The organism is Lentzea sp. NEAU-D7, from assembly GCF_026242055.1.
GTDB lineage: Bacteria > Actinomycetota > Actinomycetes > Mycobacteriales > Pseudonocardiaceae > Lentzea.
In genome coordinates this window covers 193,538-219,425 of sequence record NZ_JAPJDL010000018.1, presented here as the reverse complement: position 1 = coordinate 219,425, position 25,888 = coordinate 193,538, and the positions used below count along the sequence as shown (strand labels likewise).

The following is a 25,888-nucleotide window of genomic DNA, read 5'->3' as shown; positions in this document are numbered from 1 at the left end:
CCCCCGTACAACAGCGGTATGCAGGCCGTTCGGCCGCACCGCCAGGAACCACCTCAGGCGCGACTCTCATCGAACGGGACCTCGACACAGGCCCTAGACCGCCGAAGTGAGCGCGGCGCGGGTCATTTCCACTTCTGCCAGCAGCTGGGCGGACTCCTTGGAACTGACCGTCGAGAGCAGGTCGGCGGCGCGGCGCACGGCCGCCAGCGCGTCGTCGCCCGCCTCGCAGGCCTCGGACAGCGCGAGGAGGGTCTTCGCCTGCCAGAGCGCCGAACCCAGGTCCTCGAACAGCTGCCGCGCACGCTCGAGATGCGTGGTGCCCGCCGTGCTGCCGCCGCGAGCCAGTGCGATCTGCCCCAGCGAGTACAGCGCCTTGGCCTCGATCAGCCGCTCGCCCATCTTGCGGGACAGGTCGAGCGCGTGCACCAGGGTCGTCTCGGCGTTGTCGAGGCGGCCTTCCTTGTGCCGCACGACACCGAGGCTGTAGAGCGCGTAGGTCTCGCCGATGCGGTCGCCGGTGTCGCGCACGATCTGCAGGACGCGGTGCAGCGACTTGCGCGCCTGGTCGATCTGGCCGGTCACCACGTGCAGCTCGGCCACGCGGTGCTCCACCTGGGCCTCGGCGCGCAGGCAGTTGACCTCGCGGGTGATGCGCACCGCGTCGTCGAGCAGCTCCCGCGCGGTGGTCGTGTCGCCCTCCTCCAGGTGGTGCTTGGCCAGGCTGCGCAGGATGTGCGCCTCGCCGATGCGGTCGCCGGAGGCGCGCATGGTGACCAGCGCCGCGGCGTACTTGACGAGCATCGACGCGACGTCACCGCGCAGTCCGTCGACGTGGGCGTCGTTGCGCAGCACCAACGCCTGGCCGTGTTCGTGACCCGCCACCCGGAAGCCCGCCAGCGCCTCGCCGAAGCACTGCGCGGCCTCGTGCAGCCGGGTCTGGAACATGTGCAGCGTGCCGAGCGAGTACCGCATGGCCGCCACGCCGATGTCGTTGCCCGCACACCGGGCGACGGTCTCGGCCGTCCTCGCGCACTCCAGCCAGTCGTCGAAGTAGCCCTTGGACTCGAACAACGTCACCGACGTCAGGGCGAGGTCCCAGCACAGCTCGTCCATGCCCGCCTGAGCGGCCTGGCGGACGGCGGCGACGAGCGACCTCCGCTCGCTGTCGAGCCAGTCGATGGGGTTCGCGGTCAGGCCCACGTTCGCCCAGGTGGCGTCCGCCCAGCGGGGAGCGTCGCCGTGCATGATCGTGTAGTCGCCGCCGTACTCGCGCCGGTGCGCCTCCTCGGCGAGCGCGAGCCACGCGCCCAGCAACCGGGCGAGGGCCTCGGCGCGTTCATCCTCCGTGGTGGATTCGGTGAGCTTCTCCCTGGCGTAGACCTGGATCAGGTCGTGGAACCGGTAGCGCGGGGCGGTCGCGTCGGCGTACTCGACGGTGTCGACGAGCTGCGCGTCCACGAGGCTCTCGAGGATGTCCTCGGCGTCGTAGATGTCGATGTCCAGCAGCGCGGCGGCCGTCCACGCCGGGAACTCGGGTGCGCGGATGAGGGAGAACAACTGGAACAGCCGCTGGGCATCGGGACCGAGGCCCTTGTAGGTCAGGCCGATGTTGGACCGCAGCTCCAGCCCGTGGTGCTCGAACTCGTCGAGCCGGCGGGCCTCGTCGCGCAGCCTGCGGACCAGTCCGTCGATGCGCAGGTGCGGCCGCGACGCGAGCCGCGCTCCCGCGATGCGCAACGCCAGCGGCAGGCCGCCGCAGAACGTGATCAGCTCGATCGCCGCGTCCGGCTCGGCGTTCACCCGTTCCTGGCCGATGATCCGCGCGAGCAGGTCCGCGGACTGCTCGACGTCGAACACGTCCACGTCGAACCACTGGGCGCCCGGCAGGCCGGACAGCCGCACCCGGCTCGTGGTGATCACCGCGCAGGACGCGCTGCCCGGCAGCAGCGGCAGCACCTGGGCCTCGCTGGTGACGTCGTCCAGCACGAGCAGCAGCCGCTTGCCGGACACCTTGCTGCGGTAGAGCTCCACCCGTTCGTCGACGTCGTCGGGCACCGCCGTGCCGGGCACTCCGAGCGACCGCAGGAACCGGGCGAGCAGCTGCCCGGTGCGGTCGTCGCCGCTGTGCACGCGCAGGTCGGCGTAGAGCTGGCCGTCGGGGAACCGGTCGGCGACCTCGTGCGCCACCCGCACCGCGATGCTGGACTTGCCGACACCGCCCTTGCCGGAGATGGCCATGATGGGCACGGCGTAGCGCGCTGCGTCGGAGTCGGTCGCGAGTCCCGCGCGCAGCACCTCGATCAAGTCGTTCCGGCCGGTGAAGTCGGTGATGCTCGCGGGCAGCTGACGCGGGATGGTCGTCGGGGCGGCCTCGGCCGCGGGTGCCGCGGCCTGACCCGCCGGGGCCTTCTGGCGCACCGCGGGAGCGTTGAGGGAGGGGGAGCGGTTGAGGATGGCCTGTTCCAGGTCCTGCAGCTCCTGGCCGGGCTCGATGCCGATCTCCTCGATCAGCACGGTGCGGGCGGCGCGGCCCACCTCGAGCGCGTCGGCCTGTCTGCCCCCGCGGTAGAGGGCGAGCATGAGGAAGCCGTGCAGCCGTTCGCGCAACGGGTTGTCGTGCACGAGGGTGCGCAGTTCCCCGCAGATCTCCTCGTGCCTTCCCAGCACGAGGTCCAGCCGGATGCGTTCCTCCACGGCCGCGAGGCGCTGGTCGTCCAGCGGCAGTGCGGCGCGCTGGATCATCTCGCTCGCGACACCGGACAGGGCCGACCCCCGCCACAGCGCCAGCGCGGTGCGCAGGGTGGAGGCCGCGACCTCGATGGAGCCGGCGTCGTTCTCCTCCCTGGCGCGCGCGACGAGCGCGGAGAACTGGAGGCTGTCGAGGTTGTCGTCGGAGATCTCCAGGATGTAGCCGGGGGGCCTGGTGCGGATCGCCTCGGCGATGCCGGCGTCGGTGAAGACCTTGCGCAGGGCCGAGATGCAGATCTGGATCTGGCCCTTCGCGGTCGAGGGAGGGGAGCTGTTCCACACCGCGTCGATGAGCTGGTCGACCGGCACGACGCGGTTGGCGTTGAGCCCGAGCATCGTCAGCACCACCCGCTGACGCGGTCCTCCCAGATCGAGCGACCGCTGGTCGATCACCAGTTCCACTGGTCCCAGAAGTCTCAGCATCACTGGCCCCCTCAACTGCCCCGCCACGGCAGTCCGATTTGTCGTTTCGGTTCTGAATGAACCGGACACGCGTTCAGCCCGTGACACGGTGGTTACCATCCGCTCACGGTTGTCAGCTGTTGTCCCGAGTGATGATGTCATGTGACGAGGAAAAAGGAGCACGATGTTAAGGAAATTGCTCCCTCCGGCCGGGCCGTCTCATAGTTTGGCCGTGGCACAGCTGACCAATGCGATTGGTGATGGTGCCTATTACGTTTGTTCAGTCTTGTATTTCACCCGAATAGTCGGCTTGACGCCCACGCAGGTGGGTCTCGGGCTGACCGTGGGGTGGACGCTGGGAACGTTTGCGAGCGTTCCGCTCGGACATTTGGCCGATCGGCGTGGTCCGCGTGGCGTGGCGGTGGCGCTCGCGGGGGCCACGGCGGTCGCGGTTGCGGCATTCGCACTGGTCCGCTCCTTTCCCGCGTTCCTCGTCGTGGCGTGCATCTATACGATTTGCCAATGCGGGTTGGTCGCCGCCAGGCAGGCGCTTCTGGCGGGAGTGGTCGACGCCGCCGGACGGACCAAGGCGCGCGCATACATGCAGTCGACGGCGAACGCAGGTATCGCCATCGGTGCCGTGATCGGCGGTGTCGCGCTGCAGTTCGACACCGAGGCCGCGTATCTGACCGCGTTCGCGCTCGACGCCGCGACCTTTCTAGCCGCCGCACTCGTGTTGCTGCGCCTTCCCCGGGTACCGGGTGCCGCCCGGCCTGAGAAAGGCGAGCCGGTTCTCGTCGTGCTGCGGGACCGCCCCTATGCGGTGCTGACGGCGCTCAACTCCGTTCTGATGCTGTACATGCCGTTGTTGAGCGTCGTGCTGCCCCTGTGGGTCGTCGGGCACACCGGGGCGCCGCGCTGGATGGTGTCCGTGCTGATGGTGATCAACACGGTGGCCGTGGTGCTGTTCCAGGTCTCGGTGGCGAACCGGGTCCACGACCTCACCAGCGCGGTCCGGATCGTGCGGCTGTCGGGGCTGTTCCTGCTCGCCTCGTGCGTGGTGTTCGCGTTCTCGTCGGGAAGCCAGGCGGCCTGGGTCGCGGCGGTCGTGCTCGCGGCGGGCGCCGTGCTGCAGGTCGCGGGCGAGATGATGCTGGCCTCGGGCTACTGGGAGATCAGCTTCGGTCTCGCGGTGGAGGGCAAGCAGGGGCAGTACCAGGGGTTCTTCGGCAGCGGCATCGCGGTCGCGAGGACGCTCGGCCCGCTGGCGCTGACCGCGCTCGTGATCGACGGCGGTGCCGCGGGCTGGCTGGGGCTCGGCGTGCTCTTCCTGGCCGCCGCGCTGGCGACCGGACCGGCGGTCGCCTGGGCCCGCCGCACCCGTCCCGTGCCATCTGACCAGGCAAGTTAGCTCTATCGATCCGCTATCGGCCGGCGCCCCGTGAGGAAAAGCCGACCCAAAGGGCCTCCGCCCACCCTGAGGTTGCTGACAACCGACGGATGGGAGGAGGCCCTCAGATGGAGCGGGTCACCACAGCCGCGCCGGCGCCGGGCACCGAGCTCGGACTGCTGCGCCTGTGCGGCGAGGACTGGGACACCGTGGTCGAACGGGATCCATCGATCCGCGGCCACGTGGAAGGGTTGCTGCACCCGGCGTTGCCCGCGATGTGGGCACACCGCGTAGCGCACCACCTGCACAACCGCGGACTTCGGCTGACCTCCCGCGCGCTGATGCTGCTCGTGCGCGCCGTGACGGGGGTGGAGATCCACCCCGGCGCGCGGCTCGGCCGCCGGGTGTTCATCGACCACGGCACGGCCGTCGTCATCGGGGAGACGGCCGTCGTCGGCGACGACGTCACGATCTACCACCAGGTGACGCTCGGCGCGGTCGGCTGGTGGCGCGACAACCTGCGCCCGTCCGGCGAACGCAGGCACCCCGAGATCGGCAGGGACGTCGTCCTCGGCACCGGTGCCACCGTGCTCGGCCCGATCAGGATCGGCGACGGCGCCGTCATCGGGGCCGGCGCTCTCGTCGTGAGGGACGTGCCCGGCCGTGCCGCGGCACTCGCGCCGACAGCGGCCGTGTCCACCGGCCACACCCTTCGGAGGACGGCGTCATGACCGCGACCCTGGGCACCCAGCGGGTGGCCGAATCGATCGACGACCTGGTCGGCAACACGCCTCTGCTGCGGCTGCCCACCGCGAACGCGAGGGTGCTCGCCAAGCTGGAGTCGGCCAACCCCGGCTCCAGCGTCAAGGACCGGGCGGCGCTGTGGATGCTGCGCGGTGCCGAGCGCGACGGCCTGCTCACCCCCGGTTCCGGCACCGTCATCGAGGCGACCTCCGGCAACACCGGGATCGCGCTGGCCGCGCTGAGCGCCGCCCGCAGCTACCGGTGCGTCATCGTGCTTCCCGACAACGCCACGCGCGAGCGCATCGGACTGCTCCGGGCACTGGGTGCCCAGGTGGTGCTGACGCCGGCCGAGCTCCGCTACCAGGGCTGCATCGACCGGGCCAGGGAGCTGCACGAGGAGACGCCCGGCTCGTGGTTCCCGCAGCAGCACGCCAACCCCGACAACCCGGCCGCGCACTTCGAGTCCACCGGGCCGGAGATCTGGGCCGACACGGCCGGCACCGTCGACGTCCTCGTCGCCGGCATCGGCACGGGCGGCACGCTCTGCGGCACCGCGGCCTACCTGAAGTCCCGCAACCCGCTGGTGCGGGCCGTCGGCGTGGAGCCGGAGGGTTCCCCGCTGCTGTCCAGGGGGTACGCGGGCAGCCACGCCATCCCCGGCCTCAACGGCGGGTTCGTCGCCGACACCACCGACGTCGCGCTGATCGACGACGTGCTGACCGTCAGCGACCAGGACGCCGCGAACACCGCGCTGTGGCTGGCCCGCCAGGCCGGCGTGCTGGCCGGGATCTCGTCGGGAGCCGCCGCCTTCGGCGCGCTGCGCGTCGCCGAGAGACCGGAGAACGAAGGCAAGACGATCGTCACCATCCTGCCCGACACCGGTGAGCGCTACCTGAGCGTGCTCACGTCGGCCGACACGAGGGGAACGGACCGATGAGCACGCTACTGCTGGTCGGAGGAACCGACGACACCGTCGTCAAGGCGAAGGAGCTCGGCATCACCGTGCTGCTCCTGCAGCACCCGACCAAGATCTCGCCGATCCAGGAGGCGGCCGCGGACGCCGTCCGCGTCGTCGACTTCACCAGCTGGGCCGCGGTCGAGCCGGTGACCGAGGAGCTGTGGGACCTCCACCACTTCGACTTCGCGTTGTCGCTGACCGAACCGGGGCTCGAGAACGCGGGCCGGATCAACGACAGGTTCGGTCTGGGCGGCACGGGTCTCGCGATCACCCGGCTGTTCCGCGACAAGCTCGCCATGCGGGCGCACCTGGCGCTGCACGACCCCGCGGCGGTGCCGGCGGCGCCGTTGGCGGAACGCGGCGACCTGGACGCCTACGCGGCGCGCCACGGCTACCCGTTCATCGTCAAGCCGACGGACGCGACCGCGGGGATCGGGGTGCTGAAGGTCGACGGGCCGGGTGAGCTCGACCGGGCGTGGGAGCACGTGTCGCGCCTGCGCGGGACCCGCACCGACCGCGTCTCGACGCTGTTCGTCCTGGGCGAGTTCCTGATGGAGCGCTACATCGACGGCGCGGAGTACAGCGTCGAGACGTTCAGCTTCAACGGGCGTCACGTCGTGGTCGCGGTGACGGAGAAGTGGGTCGACCCGCGGTCGTTCGCGGAGATCGGGCACGTCGTGCCGGCCAGGACCAGCGAGGCCGACGAGGAGCTGATCCGGGCGGAGGTGCCGCGGTTCCTGACCACCATGGGGTTGCGCGACGGCGTCGCGCACACCGAGGTCCGGGTCGGCTCGCGCGGGCTGTCGGTGATCGAGAGCCACAACCGGATCGCCGGTGACGCCATCACGGACCTGGTCGAGGGCGCCTACGGGATCGACCTGGTCACCTACTCGGTCGGCTGGCCGTTCGGGCTCGTGCCCGAGCTCCCGGAACGGCCGGTGGCGCGCGCGGGCGCGAGCACCCGGTTCGTCGTCGGCCCGCCCGGCCGCGTCGTGTCGGTCGCGGGTGCCGAGGCCGCCGCGGCCGCGCCCGAGGCACTGGTCGTGCGGCTGAGCGCCCGGCCGGGCGACGAGGTCCGCTCCCTGCGGGACAACTGGGACCGGCTCGGCCTGGTCGCGGTCACGGGCGTCGACGCCGACGACGCCGTCGCCAACGGCGCCCGGCTGATCGACGAGGTGATCGACGTCCAGGTCGAGGTGGAGGACGGCACCGTCGTGCGCGCGGGTGCCGCGGAGGTCGCCGAGGCGGTGCCGGCATGAGCGCGCTGATCATCCACCGCAACCCGTTCGAACCGTTCCCGTACCGCGCGTGGCTGGCCGGGTACGACGCCGACGTCGTCGTCCTGGCCGCTCGCGACCGGATCACGCACGCCGGCGAGGAGGTTCCGGACGACCACCTCGGACTGACCCACCTCGAGGTCGTGCAGGACTTCCACGACGAGGAGCTGGTGTTCGACCGGGCGCTGGCGCTGGCCGAGAAGTTCGAGGTGACCCACGTCGTCGCGCACCACGAGGCGGACCTGCTGGTGGCGGCGCGGGTGCGCGAACACCTGGGCCTCGCGGGCGCGTGGACCGCGGACACCGTGCCGTACCGGGACAAGGCGGTCATGAAGCGGCGGCTCACCGGCGCCGGGATCGAGGTCGCGCGGCACGCCGTGGTCTCGACCGCCGCGGAGGTGTGGGCGTTCGCCGCGGAACACGGGTTCCCGGTCGTGGTCAAGGACATCGCCGGGTTCAACTCGATCGGCCTGCGCGTGCTGCACGGCGGGGAACCGCTGGAGCTCGCCGGTCCGGCGCTCGTGGAGTCGTTCGTGCCGGGCAGGATGTGCCACGTCGACGGCCTGGTCGTCGGCGGGCGCGTCGTGCTGGCGTGGGCGTCGCAGTACCAGTACTCGCTCTCGTCGTTCGGCTCCGATCCGGGTGCGCGCGTCGACCTGACGCTCGACGTGTCCGATCCGCTGTCGGCGCGGCTGCTGGAGCTGACCGGGCGAGCGGTGACCGCGTTGCGGACGTCGGACCGGCACCTCGACCACGCCTTCCACGCCGAGGTGTTCCACACGCCCGACGACCGGCTGGTGGTGTGCGAGATCGCCGCCAGGACCGGCGGAGCCAAGATCCGCGAGGTCGGTGCCGCGATCTTCGGCATCAACCACGGCGAGTACGTCACGCGCGCACAGCTGGGCCTGTCCCTGCCGTTGCTCGCCACGACCCTCGCCGGCGGGCCGCCGCCCGTGCCCGCCCGGATGTCCGGGCAGGTGCTGATGATGAAACGGCCGGGTCTCGTGGAGGCGCTGCCGTCAGCGGTCGTCGAGCCCTGGGTGGCGCGGTTCTGGCGCTACGCGGCGGTCGGCGACGTCATCCCGCCGGCGGCCGGGTCCGCGGACTTCCTGCTCGCCGCCGTGGCCACCGGCGCCGACCGGGTGGAGGCGGAGTCCCGCCTGCGCGCGCTCGGGGCCAGGTTCGAGAACCAGACCCGCATAGTCCAGGAGGGATCGTCGTGAAGAAGCACACTCCTCAGGAGATGGACGTCCTCAAGCCCGTCGACCTCGTGCTCGTCGTCGCCAACCCGAGCGGTGCCCGCGTGGTGCGGCCCGGCGGGCGGATTCCCGAGCAGCGGAGGAAGGACCGGCGATGAACGGCTGGCGGACCCGGTACCTGACCGGGATGGTCGTCGACGCGACCGGCGCGGGCATGTACCTGCCGTTGTCCCTGCTGTACTTCCACCACGTCACCGGGCTGCCGATCGAACGGGTCGGCGTGCTGATGACGGCGGGCGCGCTGTTCGCGTTGGTGGGCAACCCGATCGCCGGGGTGCTCGTCGACCGGTTCGGTGCGCGCTGCGTGGTCGTCGGCGGCTACCTGCTGCGGGCGGTCGGGTTCGGCCTCTACCCGTTCGTGGACTCGGCGCTGGGGATGTTCCTCGCCGTCGCGCTGGTGGCGGTCGGGGACGGCTCGTTCTCCCCGTCCGTCCAGGCGCTGGTGGCCGACATCACCCAGGGCGCGGAACGCGACAAGCTGCTTGCCGCGCAACGGAGTCTGCGCAACGCGGGGCTCGGTGCGGGCGGCCTGGTGGCGGCCGGTGCGCTGACGCTCGGCAGTGACGCGGCGTACCAGGTGATCGTGCTCGGCACGGGCCTGGCGTTCGTGCTGGCCGCGGTGATCGTCGGTTCCATCCGGTACCGGCCGGTGGCGCCCGCGGTGAGGACCGTGGCCCGCGGCGGATACCGGGCGGTGCTGGCGAACCGGCCGTTCCTCGCCCTGACGGCGCTGAACGTGCCGATCGCGTTCGGCTACATGGTGCTGGCGGTGGCGTTGCCGGTGTACATCACCACCCAGCTCGGTGCGCCGACCGGGCTGGTGGGCACGCTGTACGCGGTGAACACCATCGGGATCGCGTTGCTGCAGATCCCGGTCACGCGGTACCTGGTGCGGTTCTCGCGCACCAGGACCACGGCCGCGGGCGCGGCGGTGATCGGTGTGTCGTTCGTCGTGTTCGCGGCGCTCGGTGTGGTGTCGTCGTCGGCCGCGGTGCTGCTGGCCGGCGCGTTCGCGGCCACGGCGCTGTTCACGCTGGGGGAGCTGATGCACGGGGCGACCGCCTCGGCGCTGGTGTCCTCCGCGGCGCCGGCCGAGACGCGAGGGCGGCACCTCTCGGTGTACCAGTTCTCCTGGGCGATCCCGACCGCCACGGCACCGGCGGTCCTGACGTGGCTCATGACGTTCTCGGCGACGGGCATGTGGCTCGTGCTGGCGGCCGGGGTGACCGCGTCCGCGCTGGCCCTGGTGCGCCTGGAACCCAGGCTGCCGCAGGAGGCGGTGCGCATCGCCGCGCCGGTGCCGATACCGGCTTGACATTCCTTTGTGGACGTACAGCGCCCGGCGGGTTCTCCCGCCGGGCGCTGTCGTTTCTCCGCCGTCCATACCGGACCGATAGCGCATCGACAGCGTTCTTTCTGAACCTGACAGGGAGAAGGGCCGCTGCAACGAAGGGGGTCGACGTGAAACGCGCCTTGCTGGACGCCGATGCGCACACGCGGGAGTTCAACCGGACCCTGCGGGAACTGCCGGACCGGACGCTGGTGGACCTGCTCGACGAGCAGGTGCGCCTGCGCGGTCCTGACGTCGCGGTGGTGCACGGTGACGAGCGGCTGACGTTCACGGACCTCGCGGCGCGGGCCCGAGGGGTCGGGGCCCACCTGAGGAACCTCGGTGTGCGCCAGGACGACTGCGTGGGACTGTTCGTGCACCCGTCGTCCGATCTGGTCGTGGGCGCCTGGGGCGTGCTGCACGCGGGCGGCGCCTACCTCCCGCTGGCACCGGAGTACCCGGAGGACCGGCTCCGGTACATGGTCGAGGACTTCGGCGGCGACGTCGTCCTCACGCAACGGGACCTCGCCGGCAAGCTGCGCCGCATGGTGCCGCCGCACACCACCGTCGTCGTGCTCGACGACATCGGCGCACCCGAGGGCGACCCGCCGCCGCCCGCGCCGGGGGATCTCGCCTACGTGATCTACACCTCCGGCAGCACCGGCAAGCCCAAGGGCGCGATGATCGAGCACCGGGCGATCGTGAACCAGCTGTGCTGGCTCGCCGAGACGCACGGCATCGACCACCACCGGGTCGTGCTGCAGAAGACGCCGATGAGCTTCGACGCGGCCCAGTGGGAGATCCTGGCGTCCGCCTGCGGCAGCACCGTGGTCATGGCCGCACCCGGCGTGTACCGCGACCCGGAGGCGCTCGTGGACACGATGAAGGCGCACGGCGTGACAACGCTGCAGTGCGTGCCGACGTTGCTGCAGGCCATTGTGGACACCGAGCGGATCACCGAGTGCACGACGCTCCAGCAGGTCTTCTGCGGCGGTGAGGCGCTGTCCCGTTCGCTCGCCCAGCGGTTCTTCGCCGAGCTGCCCGACCGCGAGCTGGTCAACCTCTACGGACCCACCGAGTGCACGATCAACTCGTCCTCGCACCGGGTGGACCCGGCCGTGGTCGCGGACGGGCCGCCGACCGTGCCGATCGGCACACCGGTGCACAACACGCAGTACTACGTCCTGGACGGCGATCGCAGACCGGTCGCCATCGGCGAGATCGGCGAGCTGTACATCGGCGGGCTGCAGCTCGCGCGCGGCTACGTCGGCAAGCCGGACCTGACCGCGGACCGGTTCGTGGACAACCCGTTCCACGCGGACTTCGGTTCGCCCAAGTTGTACCGCACCGGCGACCTGGCGTACTGGAACCCCGACGGCACAGCGGTCTTCGTCGGCCGCACGGACAACCAGGTGAAGCTGCGCGGGTTCCGGGTCGAGCTCGACGAGGTGCGCCTCGCGCTGGAGACGCACGAGTGGATCAAGCACGCGGCCGTGGTGGTGCGCGACGACCCGCGCACGGGGTTCCAGAACCTCCTGGCGTTCGTCGAGCTGAACCCCAAGGAGGCCGCGCTGATGGACCAGGGCAGCCACGGCGCGCACCACCAGTCCAAGGAAGGCCGGGTGCAGCTGCGCGCGCAGCTGTCCAACCTCGGGTGCCGGGAGAAGGGCGAGCTGAGCGGCAAGCCGCCGCTGGACCTGCCCGGCCGCGAACCGACGGCGCTGCAGCGCCGCACCGTGTTCGCCCGCAAGACCTACCGCTTCTACGAGGGCGGAGACGTCACCAGGGACGACGTCCTCGAACTGCTGCGGACGCGGACGACCGCGACGACGTCGCGCGACCCGGCTTCCGTGGGGCAGGAGGAGTTCGGCCGCATCCTGCGGTACTTCGGGCAGTTCCACAGCGTCAAACGGCTGCTGCCCAAGTACGGGTACGCCTCGCCCGGCTCGCTCTACGCCACCCAGCTGTACCTCGAGATCGACGGCCTGTTCGGCCTCGGGCCGGGGTTCTACTACTACCACCCGGTCGAGCACCGGCTGTACCTCGTCCAGCCGAAGGCGGCCGGTCCGCGGCAGCGCGCCCGCGTGCACTTCGTCGGCAAACGGCGGGCAATCGAACCGGTGTACCGCACCAACATCCTGGAGGTCCTGGAGATCGAGGCGGGGCACATGGTCGGCCTGTTCGAGCAGATCCTGCCGGAGCACGGCCTGACCCTCCGCGCGGCCGATCACGCCCCCGAGGTCGTGGAGCACCTCGAATGCGCCGAGGAGGACTACTACCTGGGTGCCTTCGACTTCGTGCCCGCGTTGCCGGCGCCGGCCGAGGAACCCGTGGACGTGTACGTGCAGGCGCACGGCGACCGCGTCGCCGGTCTGCCCGCCGGCCTCTACCGGTTCGAGGAGAACGGTTTCGAGCGGGTCGCGGACGGCGTGGTCGAACGCAGGCACGTCATCGCCATCAACCAGCAGGCCTACGAACGGGCCAGCTTCGGCGTCGCGCTGGTCAGCCGCACCGAGCGGGAGTGGCTCTCCTACCTGGAGCTCGGCCGGGTGCTGCACCGGTTGCAGGCGGTGCGCGGCCTGGGACTCATGTCCTCCGGCTACAGCTCGAAGAGCGGCCACGACCTGCCCTCGCACCGCCGACTCACGGCGTTGCTGGGGGAGCGGGGACTGCCGGTGGGCCCGTCGTACTTCTTCATCGGGGGCAAGGTCAGCGCGGAGCAGATCCGCCACCGCGGCATGAAGGAGGACGCGGTGCACATGAAGGGGCCGACCGAGATGATCCGCGACGACCTGCGCTCGTTCCTGCCGGACTACATGATGCCGAACAAGGTGGTCGTGCTCGACCGGCTCCCGCACACGGCGAACGGCAAGATCGACACGCGGTCCCTGGCCGAGTCGGCACTCGCCGAGGCGGACCTCTCCGACCAGCCGGTGGTCGAACCGCGCACCGACACCGAACGCCGCATCGGCGAGGTCTGGCGCAGGCTGATGAAGGTCGAGGTCGTCTCGGTGCAGGCCGACTTCTTCGCCTCGGGCGGCAACTCGTTGCTGGCGGTGGGGCTCGTGAACCGCATCAACCGGGACTTCGGCCTGTCCCTGCCCCTGCAGGTGCTGTTCGACGCGCCGACGGTCGAGGCACTGGCGAAGGTGGTGGAGGGCGGCACCGCGGACGCGGCGTCCAGGCTCATCAGGCTGAACGCCGCGGGCACGCTGGAACCCGTGTACTGCTGGCCTGGCCTGGGCGGCTACCCGATGAACCTGCGCCAGCTGGCCGCGCGGGCCGGCCGCCCGTTCTACGGCGTGCAGGCGCACGGCGTGAACGCGGGCGAGACCGCGTACCCGTCGATCGCCGAGATGGCGGCACGTGACCTGGAGCTGATCCGCCGCACGCAACCGCGAGGCCCGTACACCCTGTGGGGCTACTCCTTCGGCGCGCGCGTCGCCTTCGAGGCGGCCCACCAGCTGGAGCGGGCGGGAGAGCGGGTGGAGCGGCTCTTCCTGATCGCGCCGGGCAACCCGAGAGCCGGCGGCACCGACCGCACCCCGAGCTGGCGCAGCCGCGGCTACGTCACGATCCTGTTCTCCGTCTTCGCGGGTGCTGTCTCCGGCGAGCTGCTGGAGGACTGCCTGCGCGCGACCAGGGACGAGGCCACGTTCACCGCGTTCGTGAGCACCCGCCTCGACCTGGACCAGGAGCTGGTCCGCCGCATCGCCCGGGTGGTCCACCAGACCTACCGCTTCGACCACACCGACCACGACCTGGCGATGCGCTCCATCGCCGCCCCCGTGACCGTGTTCCGGGCGGCGGGGGACCAGCCGTCGTTCATCGAAAGGCCCGCGGTCCGCGCTTCGGTGTCCTTTGTGGACTTACCGGCGGACCACTACGGAATGCTCCGCCTCCCGCTCGTCGAGTCGCTCGTCGATCACATCCGTTCCGTCCAAGGAGACCTGCCATGCCGCACGTGACCGTCAAACACTTCCCCGCCACCCTCTCCCCGGACCAAGCGGCCGCGCTGTCGGGCGCGCTGACCGCGGCCATCACCGAGGCCTTCGGATGCCCGGACGACGTCGTGTCGATCGCGCTCCAGCCGGTGCCGGCCGAGTCGTGGAACGAGCAGGTGTACGAGCCGGAGATCGCCGGACGCGACTCCTTGCTCAAACAGCCGCGGTACTGACGCTCGCCGGGCTTCGGGGACCGGTCGACCCACGATGCTGTTCTGCGGGAAGCGGGAGGTGAGCGCCTGCCACAACCGGCTCGGCCGCTCACCGACCGTCCTGACCTCACCCGCGCCGCGTCGGTCACATCGACGTCTGCCTCCGCCAGGGCCTCTTCCCAGGTGTCCCGGGATGCCTCGGGCGCCGGGCCACCGGCTGACGGCACCACCGGTGCCGGTGTTCCCGTGATCACCGGCGCCGGGACGTCCGTCCGACTCGGGCGCTGATCGTCGCTCCGGCTTCCTTGCCTTGTTTTGACCCGCGTGCTTAGTATGACGATTAGTCATACACCTGCGGGTGTGTTGCTCGAGGTGAGGGGCGAGCATGACGGAGTTGTCGGACGTTTCGACGCAGCGGACGTCGCGGGACAGCGGCATCCCGCGACTGACCTTCGCCGATGGCGGGACCGCGGTTCTCGCCTGGCTCAAGGGGATGCGCGACGATCAGCCGGCCTGGTTCGACGAGTCGAACGGCACGTGGAGCCTGTTCCGCTACAACGACATCGTCCAAGCGCTGCGCGACACGGACACGTTCTGCTCCGACCCGTCTCGCTCGTTGCCGCCGGAAGTGGCGGAGAACGCCGAGGGGAGCATGGTCTCGATCGACCCGCCGCGGCACGGCAGGTTGCGCGGACTCGTGTCCCACGCGTTCACGCCCCGGCTGGTCGAGCAACTCGGCCCGCGGATCGAGCAGATCGTCGACGACCTGCTCGACCGGGCGCTGGCCGGCCGGAGCGGGCGGTTCGACCTCGTGGGCGACCTCGCCTACGAGCTGCCGGTGATCGTCATCGGCGAGTTGCTGGGACTGCCGGCGTCCGACCGGGACTTCCTCGTGCGGTGCGCGGACGAGTTCTACGCGATCGAGCACGACGACCCGTTCAACGGCGAGTACATGGAGTCCATGCAGTCCACTTTGGACGAGTTGAACGCCTACATGCTCGACCACGCGCTGCTGCGCAGGCGCGAGCCCGCCGACGACCTGATGACGGCGCTCGCCCTGGCGGAGATCGAGGGCGAACGCCTGACCGACAGGGAGATCCGCAACTTCGCCGTGCTCCTGCTGACGGCGGGCCACATCACGACGACCGCGTTGCTGGGCAACACCGTGCTGTCGCTGGGGGAGAACCCCGAGGTGATGGCGGCCTGGCGGGCGGGCACCGCGGACCCCTCCTCGGTGATGGAGGAGGTGCTGCGCCACCGCAGCCCGTTCACCGAGGTCTACCGCTTCACCACGACCGACGTGGAGATCGGAGGCGCGGTCATCCCCGCCGACCAGCTCGTGCGGGTGTGGCTCGTGTCCGGCAACCGCGACGAACGGCAGTTCGCCGACCCCGACGAGTTCCGGCTCGGCCGGACGACCGGCAGGCACCTCGGTTTCGGCATGGGGATCCACTACTGCCTCGGAGCGGGGCTCGCGCGGGTGGAGACGACCGCCGCGCTGCGGGTGCTCGCCCGGCGCACCGAGGAGATCACCCCCGTGCTCGACGAGCTGAAGTTCTACGACGCCCCCGGAATCTTCTGCCTGCGGAGCCTTCCGGTCACCTTCCACCGCTGACGGACCTCACGAGGAAAGCGAGCAGCGCCGATGTCGACCACCGACGACCAGGCCGCCGAGGCGAAGTACGACTACAAGGCCGACGAGGACATGCGCACCGACGTGTGGGACGAGAACCTCCACGTCGGGTACTGGTCGGGACCCGAGGACACCAGCGCGGTGGAGGTGGCGACCGACCAGCTCACCGACTTCGTGATCGAACGCACGCGGATCGCGGCCGGACAGCGGTTGCTCGACGTGGGATGCGGGCTCGGCAAACCGGCGCGGCGTGCCGCCGAGCGGACCGGTTGTGCTGTCGCCGGCATCTCCGACGACCCCGCACAGGTCAAGCGCGCCAACGAGGCCGCGGAAGCAGCGGGTGCGGCCGATCAGGTGAGGTTCCTGCACGCGGACGCGATGGAGCCCCTGCCGTTCGGCGCCGGGGAGTTCGACGCCGCGTGGGCGATCGAGTCGCTCGTGCACATGCCGGACCGGGAGAAGGCGTTCCGCAACATCGCCGCGGTCCTGAAGCCCGGAGCCACGCTCGTCGCCACCGACTTCTTCGAGAACGTGCCCCTGGACGGTGCCCGCAAGGAGGCCGTGGACGCGTTCCTGGGCGTCGCCAGCCTCGGGCCGGTCCTGCGCATCGACGACTACCCCGCGCTGCTGCGGTCGACCGGGTTCGAGCTGGTCGAGTTCCTCGACATCACCGAGAACACCCACCGCACGTACGCGCTGTTGCTGCAGTCCCTGTACGACACCGAGAAGGAGCTGCGCGCCGACCACGGCGACGCCGTCTTCGAGGGGTTCGTGAAGGCGTTCAAGGGCTGCGCCGAGTCGCTGGTCCCCCGCTACATGCTCTTCGTCGCCAGGCGCTCCGCCGACAGCTGACCCCGCAGCACGGCAACCACTTCCGCGCGCCCGTCCGGTCGCGCGTCGATGACGCACGCGCTCTTCCCCTCCCCGACAAGGAGAAAGTCATGAAGAAGTCATCGCTCGCCGTCTCGTCCGTCCTGCTGGCCCTCGCGGCGACGCTGGTGCCGGCGTCCGCGCACGCCGGCACCCCGTCGGTCGTCGTCACCTCCGAGGGCGACTGCCTGGAGTTCGGCGAGATCACCCAGATCACCGCGGACCAGGCCCGCGCGCTCGTGCCGTCGCGCTACAAGGTCCGCGAAGCCGAGGGCACACCGGGCAAGGTGAACGTCTACATGGGCGACTACTCGTGCTCGGGCATCTCGGTCAACGGCGGCCGCGCGAAGCCGACCATGATCACCATGGCGACGGTGGAGATCTCCCACCGCGACGGCGTCGAGCAGCCGTGGGGAACGACGCAGCCGCTGTGGTGGGGCACGAACCAGCCCGCGCTGACGAACGCCGTCCAGCGGCTCGGCGCGCCCGCGCGGCACGTCCAGGCCACAAGAAGCATCACACCCATGGCCAACGGAATGTTGTTAGTGCACAACAAGTACACCGGGTCCAAGGTGGACCACGAGCGCTACGCCGTCGTCGAGGACATCTCGTCCGAGCCCGTGCAGAACTTCCACACGCCGACCGGGTACTACACCGGCACGAAGGGCGAGATCCAGTTCGTCTACGACATGCAGTTCCGCGCCAGGGAGCAGGCGGCGAACTCGATCCTCGTCTCCGGCCGTGACACCGACCTCGTCCACAAGTACGGGTTCCCGATCACGCTCACGTCGAAGAACACGCTGATGACCGGGAAGTGGACCATGCGGGCCGAGCTCAAGCGCTGACCCGGCCCGGGCCCGGAGGCACCGATGAACAACGAGGCAGTGCGCGAAGCCGTGCACGGAATCCTGCGGCACATGTCCTACGGGGACGCGGAGGAGCTGTCCGACGAGGCGCGAATCGCCACGGACCTCGGGTTCGACTCGTTGCGGCTGCTCGAACTGGCCATCGTCATCGAGGAGAGGTTCGAGCTCGCCGCGGTCGACGTCGACGAGGCCCTCACCGTGTCCACGGTGCGGGAGCTCGTCGACCTGGTCACCGAACGCGTCGCGGGGAAGGCGGCGTGAGCGGGCTGCGCGTCCTCGTGACGGGTGCGGCCGGGCTGGTCGGTGCCGAGGTCGCGGCGAGGCTGGCGAACGAGGGGCACACGGTCCTCGCGCTGGTGCACACGCGGCCGGAGATCGTGCGCAACGACGGGCGAGTCGTGCGCACGGTCCCGGTCGAACGGTCCGGCCCGGGGCTCGTGTCCTGTGTGGCCGGTGACGTGACCAAGCCGATGCTGGGCCTCACGGCGGAACGCCACGAGTACCTCGCCACCGGTCTCGACCGCGTCGTGCACGCCGCCGCCACGACCGACTTCGGCCGGCGCTGGGAGACCTACGAGTCGCTCAACGTGGACGGCACCCGCAACGTCGTCCGGCTCGCCGCGGAGCGTGCGGTACCCCTTGTGCACGTGAGCACGGCGTACGTCTGCGGGGAACGCACGGGCCGGGTCCTCGAGGACGAGCTCGACGTGGGGCAACGGTTCGGCACCGACTACGAGCGCAGCAAGTTCCTCGCCGAACAGGAGGTCGCGGCGGCCGCCGCGACCGGGCTGCCCACCGCGGTCGTGCGGCCGAGCATGATCGTCGGCACGCAGACGTCCGGGGAGATCCGGGACTTCAAGAACATGTACGTGGTGCTGAAGCTCTTCACGCAGGGGCGGGTCCGATCGGTGCCCGGCTTCTACGACGCGCTGCTCGACCTCGTGCCGGTGGACTACGTCGCGGCGTTGATCTGCCAGGTGGTGAACCGCTTCTCCGAGGCGGAGGGGCGCACGTTCCACGCCGTCGGCGCGTCCCCGCACACGTTGCTCGACGTGAGCAACGCGCTGGCGGAGTACCCGATGTTCCAGGTGCCGCACTACGTGTCACCGTCCTCGTTCGACGCCGGCGCGCTCCCGCCGGACGAGCGCGTGTACTACCGGCGGATCATCGCGATGTACGAGAGCTTCTTCCGCCGGCGCGCCAGGTTCGACGACGCGAACGCGGCGTCGCTGGCGCCGTGGCGGCCGGCGGCCACCGGGGTGGAGTACCTGCGCACGTTGTTCGACCACTGCGTGCGGGTGGGCTACCTCGGCCGCCCGGAACCCGGCATCGGCGAGGTGCTCCGGCGCGCAGGCAGGCGGGAGTGATCGCCGCGGCCCGGTACGTGCGCCTCCGGTTCCCGCCGCGGACGCACGGTCTCGCCGCGCTGCTGACCTACGCCTGCGTCGTCGCGCTGTGCTCGGGAGCCCGGCTCGGCGTGGTCGCGCTGGTGGCCGGCGGGCTGACCTTCGTGCTGCTGTTCCTCTTCCTGCGCCTGGTCGACGACCTGGACGACGGAACCGGCGGTGCCCCGGCGGGACTGCGCGCCGGCATGGTCGCCGTGGCAGGCGCCGTGGTGCTGTTCAACTTCCACGACCTCCTCGCCCTCGCCCTCGCGGGCGGGGCATGCGCCGCCGCCCTCGTCGCCCCGCTCCTGCCCCGTCACGGCATCACGCATCCGGTGGTGCTGTTCGTCGCCTACGAGGTGGCACCGCTCCTGGTGCTGGGATACGGCGGCGTGACGGCGGGAGCACCCCCGATGGTGGTGGTGGGGGCGGCGGTGGTGCTCTGGAGTGCTTACGAGTACTGGAAGTTCACGAGGAAGCTCGACGAACCGGGCTACCGGCCGTTCGGCCTCGGCCTGGGCGCCCGGCTCGTCGCCGCGACAGGGCTGTCGGCGGTCGCGGTCGTGGCGGCGGGGGTGATCGCGGCGGCCGGCGCGGTGCCGTGGGCGGTTCCGGTGGGCGTGGCGCTGATCGCCGCGAGCTGCGCGGTCGCGATGCGTTCGTGGTGGCGGGCGGGTCGCGGTGGGCGGGCCTGGTGGTCCGGGCTGACGTTCGTGCTCGCCGTCGACGTGACGGTCCTGGTCTTGTGCGCGGCGTGGGGAGTGTGGGGATGACTGTCGTGACACGGGAAAGCGACGTGGCCGGTGCCAAGGCACGAGGTCTGCGCGAACTGGCCGGCGCCGGGTTCGCGGTGCCGCCGTGGCGCGTGATCGGCGCGGACGTCCTGCACCGGCACCTGGCCGCGACCGGGCTGGCCGAACGGATCGACGCCGCACTGCGCGACCTCGCCGCGGATCGCGCGGAGGCCGCCGCCGAGACCGTGGCGCGCGCGGTCCTGGAGACGCCGCTGGCACCGGAGGCGCTGGCCGAGATCACGGCCGCCGTCGAGGCGGTCGGGAAGGGCCCGGTCGCGGTGCGGTCGTCCGGACTGGACGAGGACGGCCCGCGGTTCTCCTTCGCCGGGCAGTTCGACACGTTCCTCAACGTCGAGGGGATCGACGCGATCGCCGACCACGTGCGGCGCTGCTGGGCGGGCGCGTACTCGGCCCGCGCGCTCGCGTACCGGCTCGCGCACGGTCTCCCGCCGGGCGGCGCCGGGATGGCGGTGATCGTCCAGCGCCTGGTGGCGGCGGAGAAGAGCGGTGTGCTGTTCACCGCGAACCCCATGTCGGGCGAGCGCACCGAACGCGTCGTCAGCGCGGTGTTCGGGCTCGGCGAAGGACTGGTCGGCGGTGCGGTGGACGCCGACACCGTCGTGCTCGACGCGGCCGGCCGGGTCCTGCAGGTCACGGTGGGGGAGAAGCGGGAGCGGTACGACCCGGATGCCGCGGGAGGGTGCCGGGTGACCGAAACCGCTGTCGAGGCACGAGAAGAACTCGCCGTGACCGACGCCGAGCTGCGCGCGCTCAGCGACCTGGCCGGGCGGATCGAGAAGGCGCGCGGCGCACCGCAGGACGTCGAGTGGGCGATGGCGGACGGTGTCCTGTGGGTGCTGCAGAGCCGGCCGATCACCGCCGGTCTCGACGAGCCGGGCGAGCTGCACGTCTGGGACAACTCCAACATCATCGAGAGCTTCCGGGGCATGACCTCGCCGCTGACCTACAGCTTCGCGCGCCGCGTGTACCAGCGCGTCTACGAGGAGTACTGCCGCGAGCTGAAGGTGCCCGACGCGCAGCTGGCCCAGGCGCAGGAGTGGCTGCCGTCGCTGCTCGGCTACTTCCACGGGCGCGTCTACTACAACCTGCTGAACTGGTACCGGCTGGTGCGTCTCGCGCCGCTGTACCGGCTGGGCCGCCGCAGCCTCGAGCTCACCCTCGGCGTGGAGGAGACGCTCGATCCCGAGCTGGCCGACGGGCTGCACCCGTTCACGTTCGGATCGCGGGCGGAGGAGATCCGCGTGACCGTGCGGTCACGACTGCGGTTCGCGAGCCGGTTCGCCCTGATCGAACGCACCGGCGAGCGGTTCATCGCGGACTTCTACCGCACCTACGAGGAGTTCGGCGCCACGGACTACGACGCGCTCACCGCCGACCAGGTCTACCGCCGCTACCAGGCGCTCGAACGCACCCTCGTCGCGCGCTGGGGCAGGGTCGCGGTGCTCGACGCCGTCATCGGGCTGTCCTTCGGGACGCTGCAGCTGCTCAACCGGCGGTGGCTGCCCGACGCCCCGCTCTGGTTCACGTGGGCGGTGGCGGGTCCGGCGAACTCGGTCGAGTCGGCGGGGCCCGCGCACCGCATCGCCGAGCTCGCCGGCGTGGTGCGCGCCGACGACGAGCTGCGGCGCATCGTCACCGAGTCCGAACCCCGGCAGGCCAGGGAGACGTTGCTGAGCGGCGGGCACACCGCGTTCGTGTCCGAAGTGGACGACTACGTGGCGCGCTACGGCGACCGCAGCCTGGACGAGCTGAAACTCGAGGCACCGAGCCTGCGCGACGACCCGTCGACGTTCTTCCCGATGCTGCGCGCGGCCGTGGCGTCGGTGGAGAGCATGACGGGACGGGCGGACGCCGACGCCGTCCTCGAGTCGTTGTCCCCCCTGCGGCGCCAGGTGTACGAACGGGTCCGAGGCAAGGTGCGCAGGGCGCTGGAGCTGCGCGAGCGCATCCGCTTCTGCCGCACCCGCGCGTTCGGCACGGCGAAGGTGATGGTGCGGGCGATCGGCCGCCGGTTCGCCTCGCTCGGGCTGCTCGACGCGCCCGAGGACGTCTTCTGGCTCTACCTGGAGGAGATCGGCGGGTGCTTCGACGCCTCCACCGCGGACGTCGACCTCCGTGCACTGGTTCGTTCGCGCAAGGCGGTCGCCGAGTCGGACCGCCTGCTGACCGCACCGTCCCGCTTCACCACCCGCGGCGCCGTCGGCACCAAGGCGAACCGGGTGGCGTGGGCGCGCGCTGTTCCCGGACGCGCCGCGGCGGCGGGCACGGAGCTCACCGGCGTGCCCGCCGGACCGGGCAGGGTGCAGGGGCGCGCGAGGGTGGTCGACCTGCCGTCGGAGGCCGAGGGCGACATCCTCGTCACCTACCGCACCGATCCCGGCTGGGTGGCGTGGCTGCCGTCCGCGTCGGGCCTGCTCGTCGAGCGCGGCAGCCCGCTGACCCACGTCGCCATCGTCGCCCGTGAACTGGGTGTGCCCACCGTGGTGCAGGTCCCCGGCCTCACGAGCCGCGTGCGGGACGGCATGCGACTCGACGTCGACGGCGCGACCGGGACCATCCGCGTGCTGGCAGGGCCGGAGGAGTCGTGATCATCGATCGCGCGGAGCTGGCCGCGCTGCTCGACGAGACGCTGGACCTGGTCGACGCGCCGCCGGGGTGTGGTGCGGTGCTGGAGGGCTCGATCGCCGAGGGGTTCGGCAACTCGGCGTCGGACGTCGACTTCCTGCTGCTGGCCGACGACGACCACGACCACCCGACCATGCCCACGATCGTGTTCGTGCGGGGCCGCCGGGTCGAGGTGCGCACCCGGTCGTTGCGCCAGGTCCGCGCGCAGGCCGACGCGGTCTGCGCGCACGTGGCCGCCGGGTTCGGCGAACTGCCCGCGGCGTTGCTCGACCGGTGCCAGCGACTGCGCGGAGCCGTGGTGCTGCGCGAGGAGGACGTCGTGCGCCGGGCGCGGAAGTGGCCCCTGTCCCTGACCGAGGTCGTCTCGGGCTGGTACGCGCACCACAGCAGGCAGGCCATGCGGCACGCGGTCGCGTCGCACGTGCTGGAGGAGGAGCACGAGGCACTGGCGTGGGCCGGGATCGCGGCGAGGCACGCGGCGAAGTCGTGGGTGGCCGCGCGCGGCGAGACCTACCTGGAACCCAAGTGGCTCGACCGGCAGTTCGACCGGCTGGTCGCCGGTGGTGACGCCGAGGCGGCGCGGTTGCGGGACCGCCTCGCCGAGGTGCGGCGAGGGCCCGGGTCCGGCGAGCGGGCGATCGCGTCGCACGCCGCGCTGGTCGCGGACTTCGGGGTCGGCGGCTGTCCGGCCGCCGCGGACCAGGTGCTGCTCGGCCTGCGTGCGGGCGTCACCACCTGGCCGATCGGCGACCGCGTGCACGTGGTGCGCGACCGGGCCGACGTCTTCGTGCTGGGCCCCTCCGCCGCGAGGGCATGGCGTTCGATCGCGCCGGGACGTCCGGTGGCCGAGGTGCTGAAGGGCGCGGAGGAGCCCGCGGTGGCCGCGAGCGCGCTGGCCGAGTTCCACCGCATCGGACTGGTCGAGCTGCGGTGGCGTGACGGCGGGCCGATCGCCTCGGCGCAACCGTGGGCGCCCGCGGAACCGATCACGCCGCCGCCGTCCACCCGGATACCGGTGCTCGGCCTCGCCGGGGGTGCCGCGGACGGGCACGTGTCGCTGGTTCCCCTGCCCGCCAGGCGGTTCGCGGCGGCCGGGATGGCGCAGGTGTGGTCCAACATCATGGTCGAGAACGCACGGGAGGACCTGTCCGGAGCGCTCGACGGCGGGCAGCGGGAGGTGGCGCGGACGAGCGGGCTGCGGCTGCTGCACCACGCCTGCCGCGCGTTGCTGAGCGCGTGCGGGATGAGTCCGTTGCCGCCCGACGCCGCCATCGTGGCCCGGCTGGCCGCGCTGACCGCCGTGCCGGCGGACCTGGCCGCGCTGGCCGCCGCCGTCGAGCGCGACCTGCGCGGCGACGAGCCGGAGCTGTGGCCGCGACGCCTGGACGAGCTCGTCGACGGGGTGCGCGATCTCGTGCGGGCCGAGGTGTTCCCGGCCTCGTTCGACTCGGCCGCGGCCTGGGAGGCCACGCTGCGGATCGGGCACGACTGGATCCGGCTGGGCGCGTACCTCGACGCGGACTTCCCGATCGAGGAGGCCCGCGACCTCCTCACGTCCGGTGGGGCCCAGCCGCACCGGCGTGGTGGCGGGTGAGCGGGTGTTCGTCGCGCTGGAGGGGATCGACGGGGCCGGGAAGTCGGCCACCGCCGCCGTGGTGGCCGCCCGGCTCCGCCGGCAGGACGAGACAGTTCGCCTTGTCCGGCACAACGCCGCCGAACCGGACGACCCGTTCGTCGCCGAGTACCTGGACGGGCTGCGCGCGTTGCAGCAGATGTCGTTGCGCGGCCCGTACTTCCGGCTCGGCGACCCGCACTGGGTGCTGATCAGGGCGAGCTACTACGCGCTCGTCGACCGGTGCGTGATCACCCCGGCGCTGGAGCGCGGGCACGTCGTCGTCGCGGACGGCTGGTTCCACAAGTTCGTCGCCCGCATCGCCGCGGGGGGTGTGCGCGCCGGCGGCGACTTCGACCGGCCGGAGCAGATCCTGCCGCTGTTCGCGCCGGTGCGGCGGCCCGACCGCGTGTTCCTGCTCGACACCCCGGTGGCGACCGCCGCCGCGCGCCGGATGGCCGACGTGAACCCCGGGGAGCTGGGGCCGCAGAACGCGGAGACCACGACCCCCGAAACGGCCTTCGTCACCTACCAGAGCGCGGTGCGCGGGCACCTGCTGTCGATGGCGGTGTCCGGCAGGTGGCGGGTCGTGCGCACCGCGCTGCGGGACGTGGCGGGCATCGCGGCCGAGGTGTGCGCCGACCTGGAAGTGCTGCGGGAGGCGGGATGAACGTGGACGACTACCGCGCGGTGGTCCGCCGGGTGATCGCCGGGTTCGTGCCCTGCATGCCGTCCTGGGAGGAGGACGGGCACCTGCCGCGCGAGCTGTTCCGCGCTCTTGCGGCGGCCGGTGCCTTCCGCGAGCGGTGGGCGCTCGGCCCGGTGGCGGGGCTGCCTCTGGCGCGGGTGCTGGTGGAGGAGCTCGCCGTGCACAACGCGGGCGCGGCGCTCGCGGTGTCGTTGCACAGCGAGGTCTTCCTGCACGCCCTGCACCGCGCCGGTGGGCAGGCCGAGATCGTCGAAGGCGCGCTCGACGGGTCGGTCATCGGGTGTGCGGCGGTCACCGAGCCCGGCGCCGGGTCCGACGTGCCCGCGGTGACGACGTCCGCCCGGCTCGAGGGTGATCGGTGGCGGGTGCGCGGCACCAAGTGCCTCATCACCAACGCGGGCCGGGCGACGCACGTGCTGGTGCTGGCCAGAACGGGCGGCGCGATGTCGTTCGGGCTGTTCGTGGTGCCGCTCGCCGACGTGACACCCACCCGGTTCGTGCCGACGCTGGGGGTCCGGTCCGCGGACACCGCCGTGCTCGACCTCGACGTGACCGTGCCCGGCGCCGCCGCGGTCGGCAGTCCCCGAGCCGGTCTGGTGCAGCTGTTGCGCGTGCTCGACTTCGAACGCCTGGCGGCCGCCGCCGGGCTGGTCGCCACGGCACGGGCGGCCATGGCGCTGGCCCTGGCGCACATGCGCGACCGCACCGCGTTCTCGGCACGCCTGTTCGACCACCAGGCCCTGCGCCACCGGATGGCGTGGCACTGGGCACGCGTGTCGGCGGCCGCCGCGCTGCTCGACACCGCGATGACGCCGGGGCACGGCGGCGAGGTGTCGCATTCCGCCGCGGCGGCCGCGAAGCTCATCGCCGCCAGGGACTGCGCCGACGCGGTCGACGCGGCACTGCAGGCGTTCGGCGGCCGCGGCTACGTGGAGGACTTCCCGCTGGCGCGGATGTACCGCGACGTGCGGCTCACCCGGATCGGCGGCGGCACCGACGAGATGCTGTGCGAGGTCATCGCCGCCAACCTCGACGTCGACGACCCGCCCAGCGCCGCGCTGGTGCGCGAGATCGCCGAACGGGGCGGGTGGTGACGGTGCCCGCCACCA

At 71.7% G+C, this 25,888-nt stretch carries 20 protein-coding genes; 19 read left to right on the top strand and 1 reads right to left on the bottom strand.

From position 1 onward, the window contains the following. Window positions 1–93: 93 nt before the first annotated feature. Complete coding sequence (locus ORI60_RS31635; protein ID WP_266041665.1) at window positions 94–3,171, bottom strand: AfsR/SARP family transcriptional regulator; 3,078 nt, start codon at window positions 3,169–3,171, stop codon at window positions 94–96. A 211-nt stretch (window positions 3,172–3,382) separates the two neighbouring features. On the opposite strand from ORI60_RS31635, the gene ORI60_RS31630 reads away from it, so the two are divergent. From ORI60_RS31630 to ORI60_RS31540, 19 genes are all read left to right on the top strand, one after another. After that, complete coding sequence (locus ORI60_RS31630) at window positions 3,383–4,561, top strand: MFS transporter (protein ID WP_416234523.1); 1,179 nt, start codon at window positions 3,383–3,385, stop codon at window positions 4,559–4,561. A 107-nt stretch (window positions 4,562–4,668) separates the two neighbouring features. Beyond that, window positions 4,669–5,271 (top strand): serine O-acetyltransferase EpsC, encoded by a 603-nt coding sequence (gene epsC / locus ORI60_RS31625; RefSeq protein ID WP_266041663.1) that lies wholly within the window; start codon window positions 4,669–4,671, stop codon window positions 5,269–5,271. Then, window positions 5,268–6,221, top strand: a complete 954-nt coding sequence (locus tag ORI60_RS31620; RefSeq protein WP_266041662.1) for a PLP-dependent cysteine synthase family protein — start codon at window positions 5,268–5,270, stop codon at window positions 6,219–6,221. The genes epsC and ORI60_RS31620 overlap by 4 nt, the downstream gene beginning before the upstream one ends. Next, window positions 6,218–7,501 carry an ATP-grasp domain-containing protein gene (locus tag ORI60_RS31615; RefSeq protein WP_266041661.1) on the top strand — a complete coding sequence of 428 codons (1,284 nt, stop codon included), beginning with the start codon at window positions 6,218–6,220 and terminating at the stop codon, window positions 7,499–7,501. The genes ORI60_RS31620 and ORI60_RS31615 overlap by 4 nt, the downstream gene beginning before the upstream one ends. Next, window positions 7,498–8,742, top strand: coding sequence for an ATP-grasp domain-containing protein (locus tag ORI60_RS31610; RefSeq protein ID WP_266041660.1), 1,245 nt, complete (start codon window positions 7,498–7,500; stop codon window positions 8,740–8,742). Before ORI60_RS31615 ends, ORI60_RS31610 begins: the two co-directional genes overlap by 4 nt. Further along, window positions 8,739–8,876, top strand: coding sequence for a hypothetical protein (locus tag ORI60_RS31605; RefSeq protein WP_266041659.1), 138 nt, complete (start codon window positions 8,739–8,741; stop codon window positions 8,874–8,876). Before ORI60_RS31610 ends, ORI60_RS31605 begins: the two co-directional genes overlap by 4 nt. Then, window positions 8,873–10,093 carry an MFS transporter gene (locus ORI60_RS31600; protein WP_266041658.1) on the top strand — a complete coding sequence of 407 codons (1,221 nt, stop codon included), beginning with the start codon at window positions 8,873–8,875 and terminating at the stop codon, window positions 10,091–10,093. The genes ORI60_RS31605 and ORI60_RS31600 overlap by 4 nt, the downstream gene beginning before the upstream one ends. A 146-nt stretch (window positions 10,094–10,239) precedes the next feature. Beyond that, window positions 10,240–14,076 (top strand): amino acid adenylation domain-containing protein, encoded by a 3,837-nt coding sequence (locus ORI60_RS31595; RefSeq protein ID WP_266041657.1) that lies wholly within the window; start codon window positions 10,240–10,242, stop codon window positions 14,074–14,076. Then, window positions 14,064–14,285, top strand: a complete 222-nt coding sequence (locus ORI60_RS31590; protein ID WP_266041656.1) for a tautomerase family protein — start codon at window positions 14,064–14,066, stop codon at window positions 14,283–14,285. Before ORI60_RS31595 ends, ORI60_RS31590 begins: the two co-directional genes overlap by 13 nt. Window positions 14,286–14,649: 364 nt before the next feature. Further along, complete coding sequence (locus ORI60_RS31585; RefSeq protein WP_266041655.1) at window positions 14,650–15,879, top strand: cytochrome P450; 1,230 nt, start codon at window positions 14,650–14,652, stop codon at window positions 15,877–15,879. 30 nt (window positions 15,880–15,909) lie between these two features. Then, a complete protein-coding gene (locus ORI60_RS31580; RefSeq protein WP_266041654.1) occupies window positions 15,910–16,749 on the top strand; it encodes an SAM-dependent methyltransferase in 840 nt (279 codons plus the stop codon). An 89-nt stretch (window positions 16,750–16,838) separates the two neighbouring features. Further along, entirely contained in the window at window positions 16,839–17,612 is a 774-nt protein-coding gene (locus ORI60_RS31575) for a hypothetical protein (protein ID WP_266041653.1), read from the top strand. 24 nt (window positions 17,613–17,636) lie between these two features. Continuing rightward, window positions 17,637–17,894, top strand: a complete 258-nt coding sequence (locus ORI60_RS31570; protein WP_266041652.1) for an acyl carrier protein — start codon at window positions 17,637–17,639, stop codon at window positions 17,892–17,894. Further along, complete coding sequence (locus ORI60_RS31565) at window positions 17,891–19,000, top strand: SDR family oxidoreductase (RefSeq protein ID WP_266041651.1); 1,110 nt, start codon at window positions 17,891–17,893, stop codon at window positions 18,998–19,000. The genes ORI60_RS31570 and ORI60_RS31565 overlap by 4 nt, the downstream gene beginning before the upstream one ends. Then, window positions 18,997–19,791, top strand: a complete 795-nt coding sequence (locus ORI60_RS31560; protein WP_266041650.1) for a hypothetical protein — start codon at window positions 18,997–18,999, stop codon at window positions 19,789–19,791. The genes ORI60_RS31565 and ORI60_RS31560 overlap by 4 nt, the downstream gene beginning before the upstream one ends. Continuing rightward, window positions 19,788–22,421 (top strand): phosphoenolpyruvate synthase, encoded by a 2,634-nt coding sequence (locus ORI60_RS31555; protein WP_266041649.1) that lies wholly within the window; start codon window positions 19,788–19,790, stop codon window positions 22,419–22,421. The genes ORI60_RS31560 and ORI60_RS31555 overlap by 4 nt, the downstream gene beginning before the upstream one ends. Further along, entirely contained in the window at window positions 22,418–24,052 is a 1,635-nt protein-coding gene (locus ORI60_RS31550) for a hypothetical protein (RefSeq protein WP_266041648.1), read from the top strand. Before ORI60_RS31555 ends, ORI60_RS31550 begins: the two co-directional genes overlap by 4 nt. Then, on the top strand, window positions 24,018–24,740 hold the full coding sequence (locus ORI60_RS31545; RefSeq protein WP_266041647.1) for a dTMP kinase: 723 nt from the start codon (window positions 24,018–24,020) through the stop codon (window positions 24,738–24,740). The genes ORI60_RS31550 and ORI60_RS31545 overlap by 35 nt, the downstream gene beginning before the upstream one ends. Further along, a complete protein-coding gene (locus ORI60_RS31540; RefSeq protein ID WP_266041646.1) occupies window positions 24,737–25,873 on the top strand; it encodes an acyl-CoA dehydrogenase family protein in 1,137 nt (378 codons plus the stop codon). The genes ORI60_RS31545 and ORI60_RS31540 overlap by 4 nt, the downstream gene beginning before the upstream one ends. The last annotated feature ends 15 nt before the right edge of the window (window positions 25,874–25,888 follow it).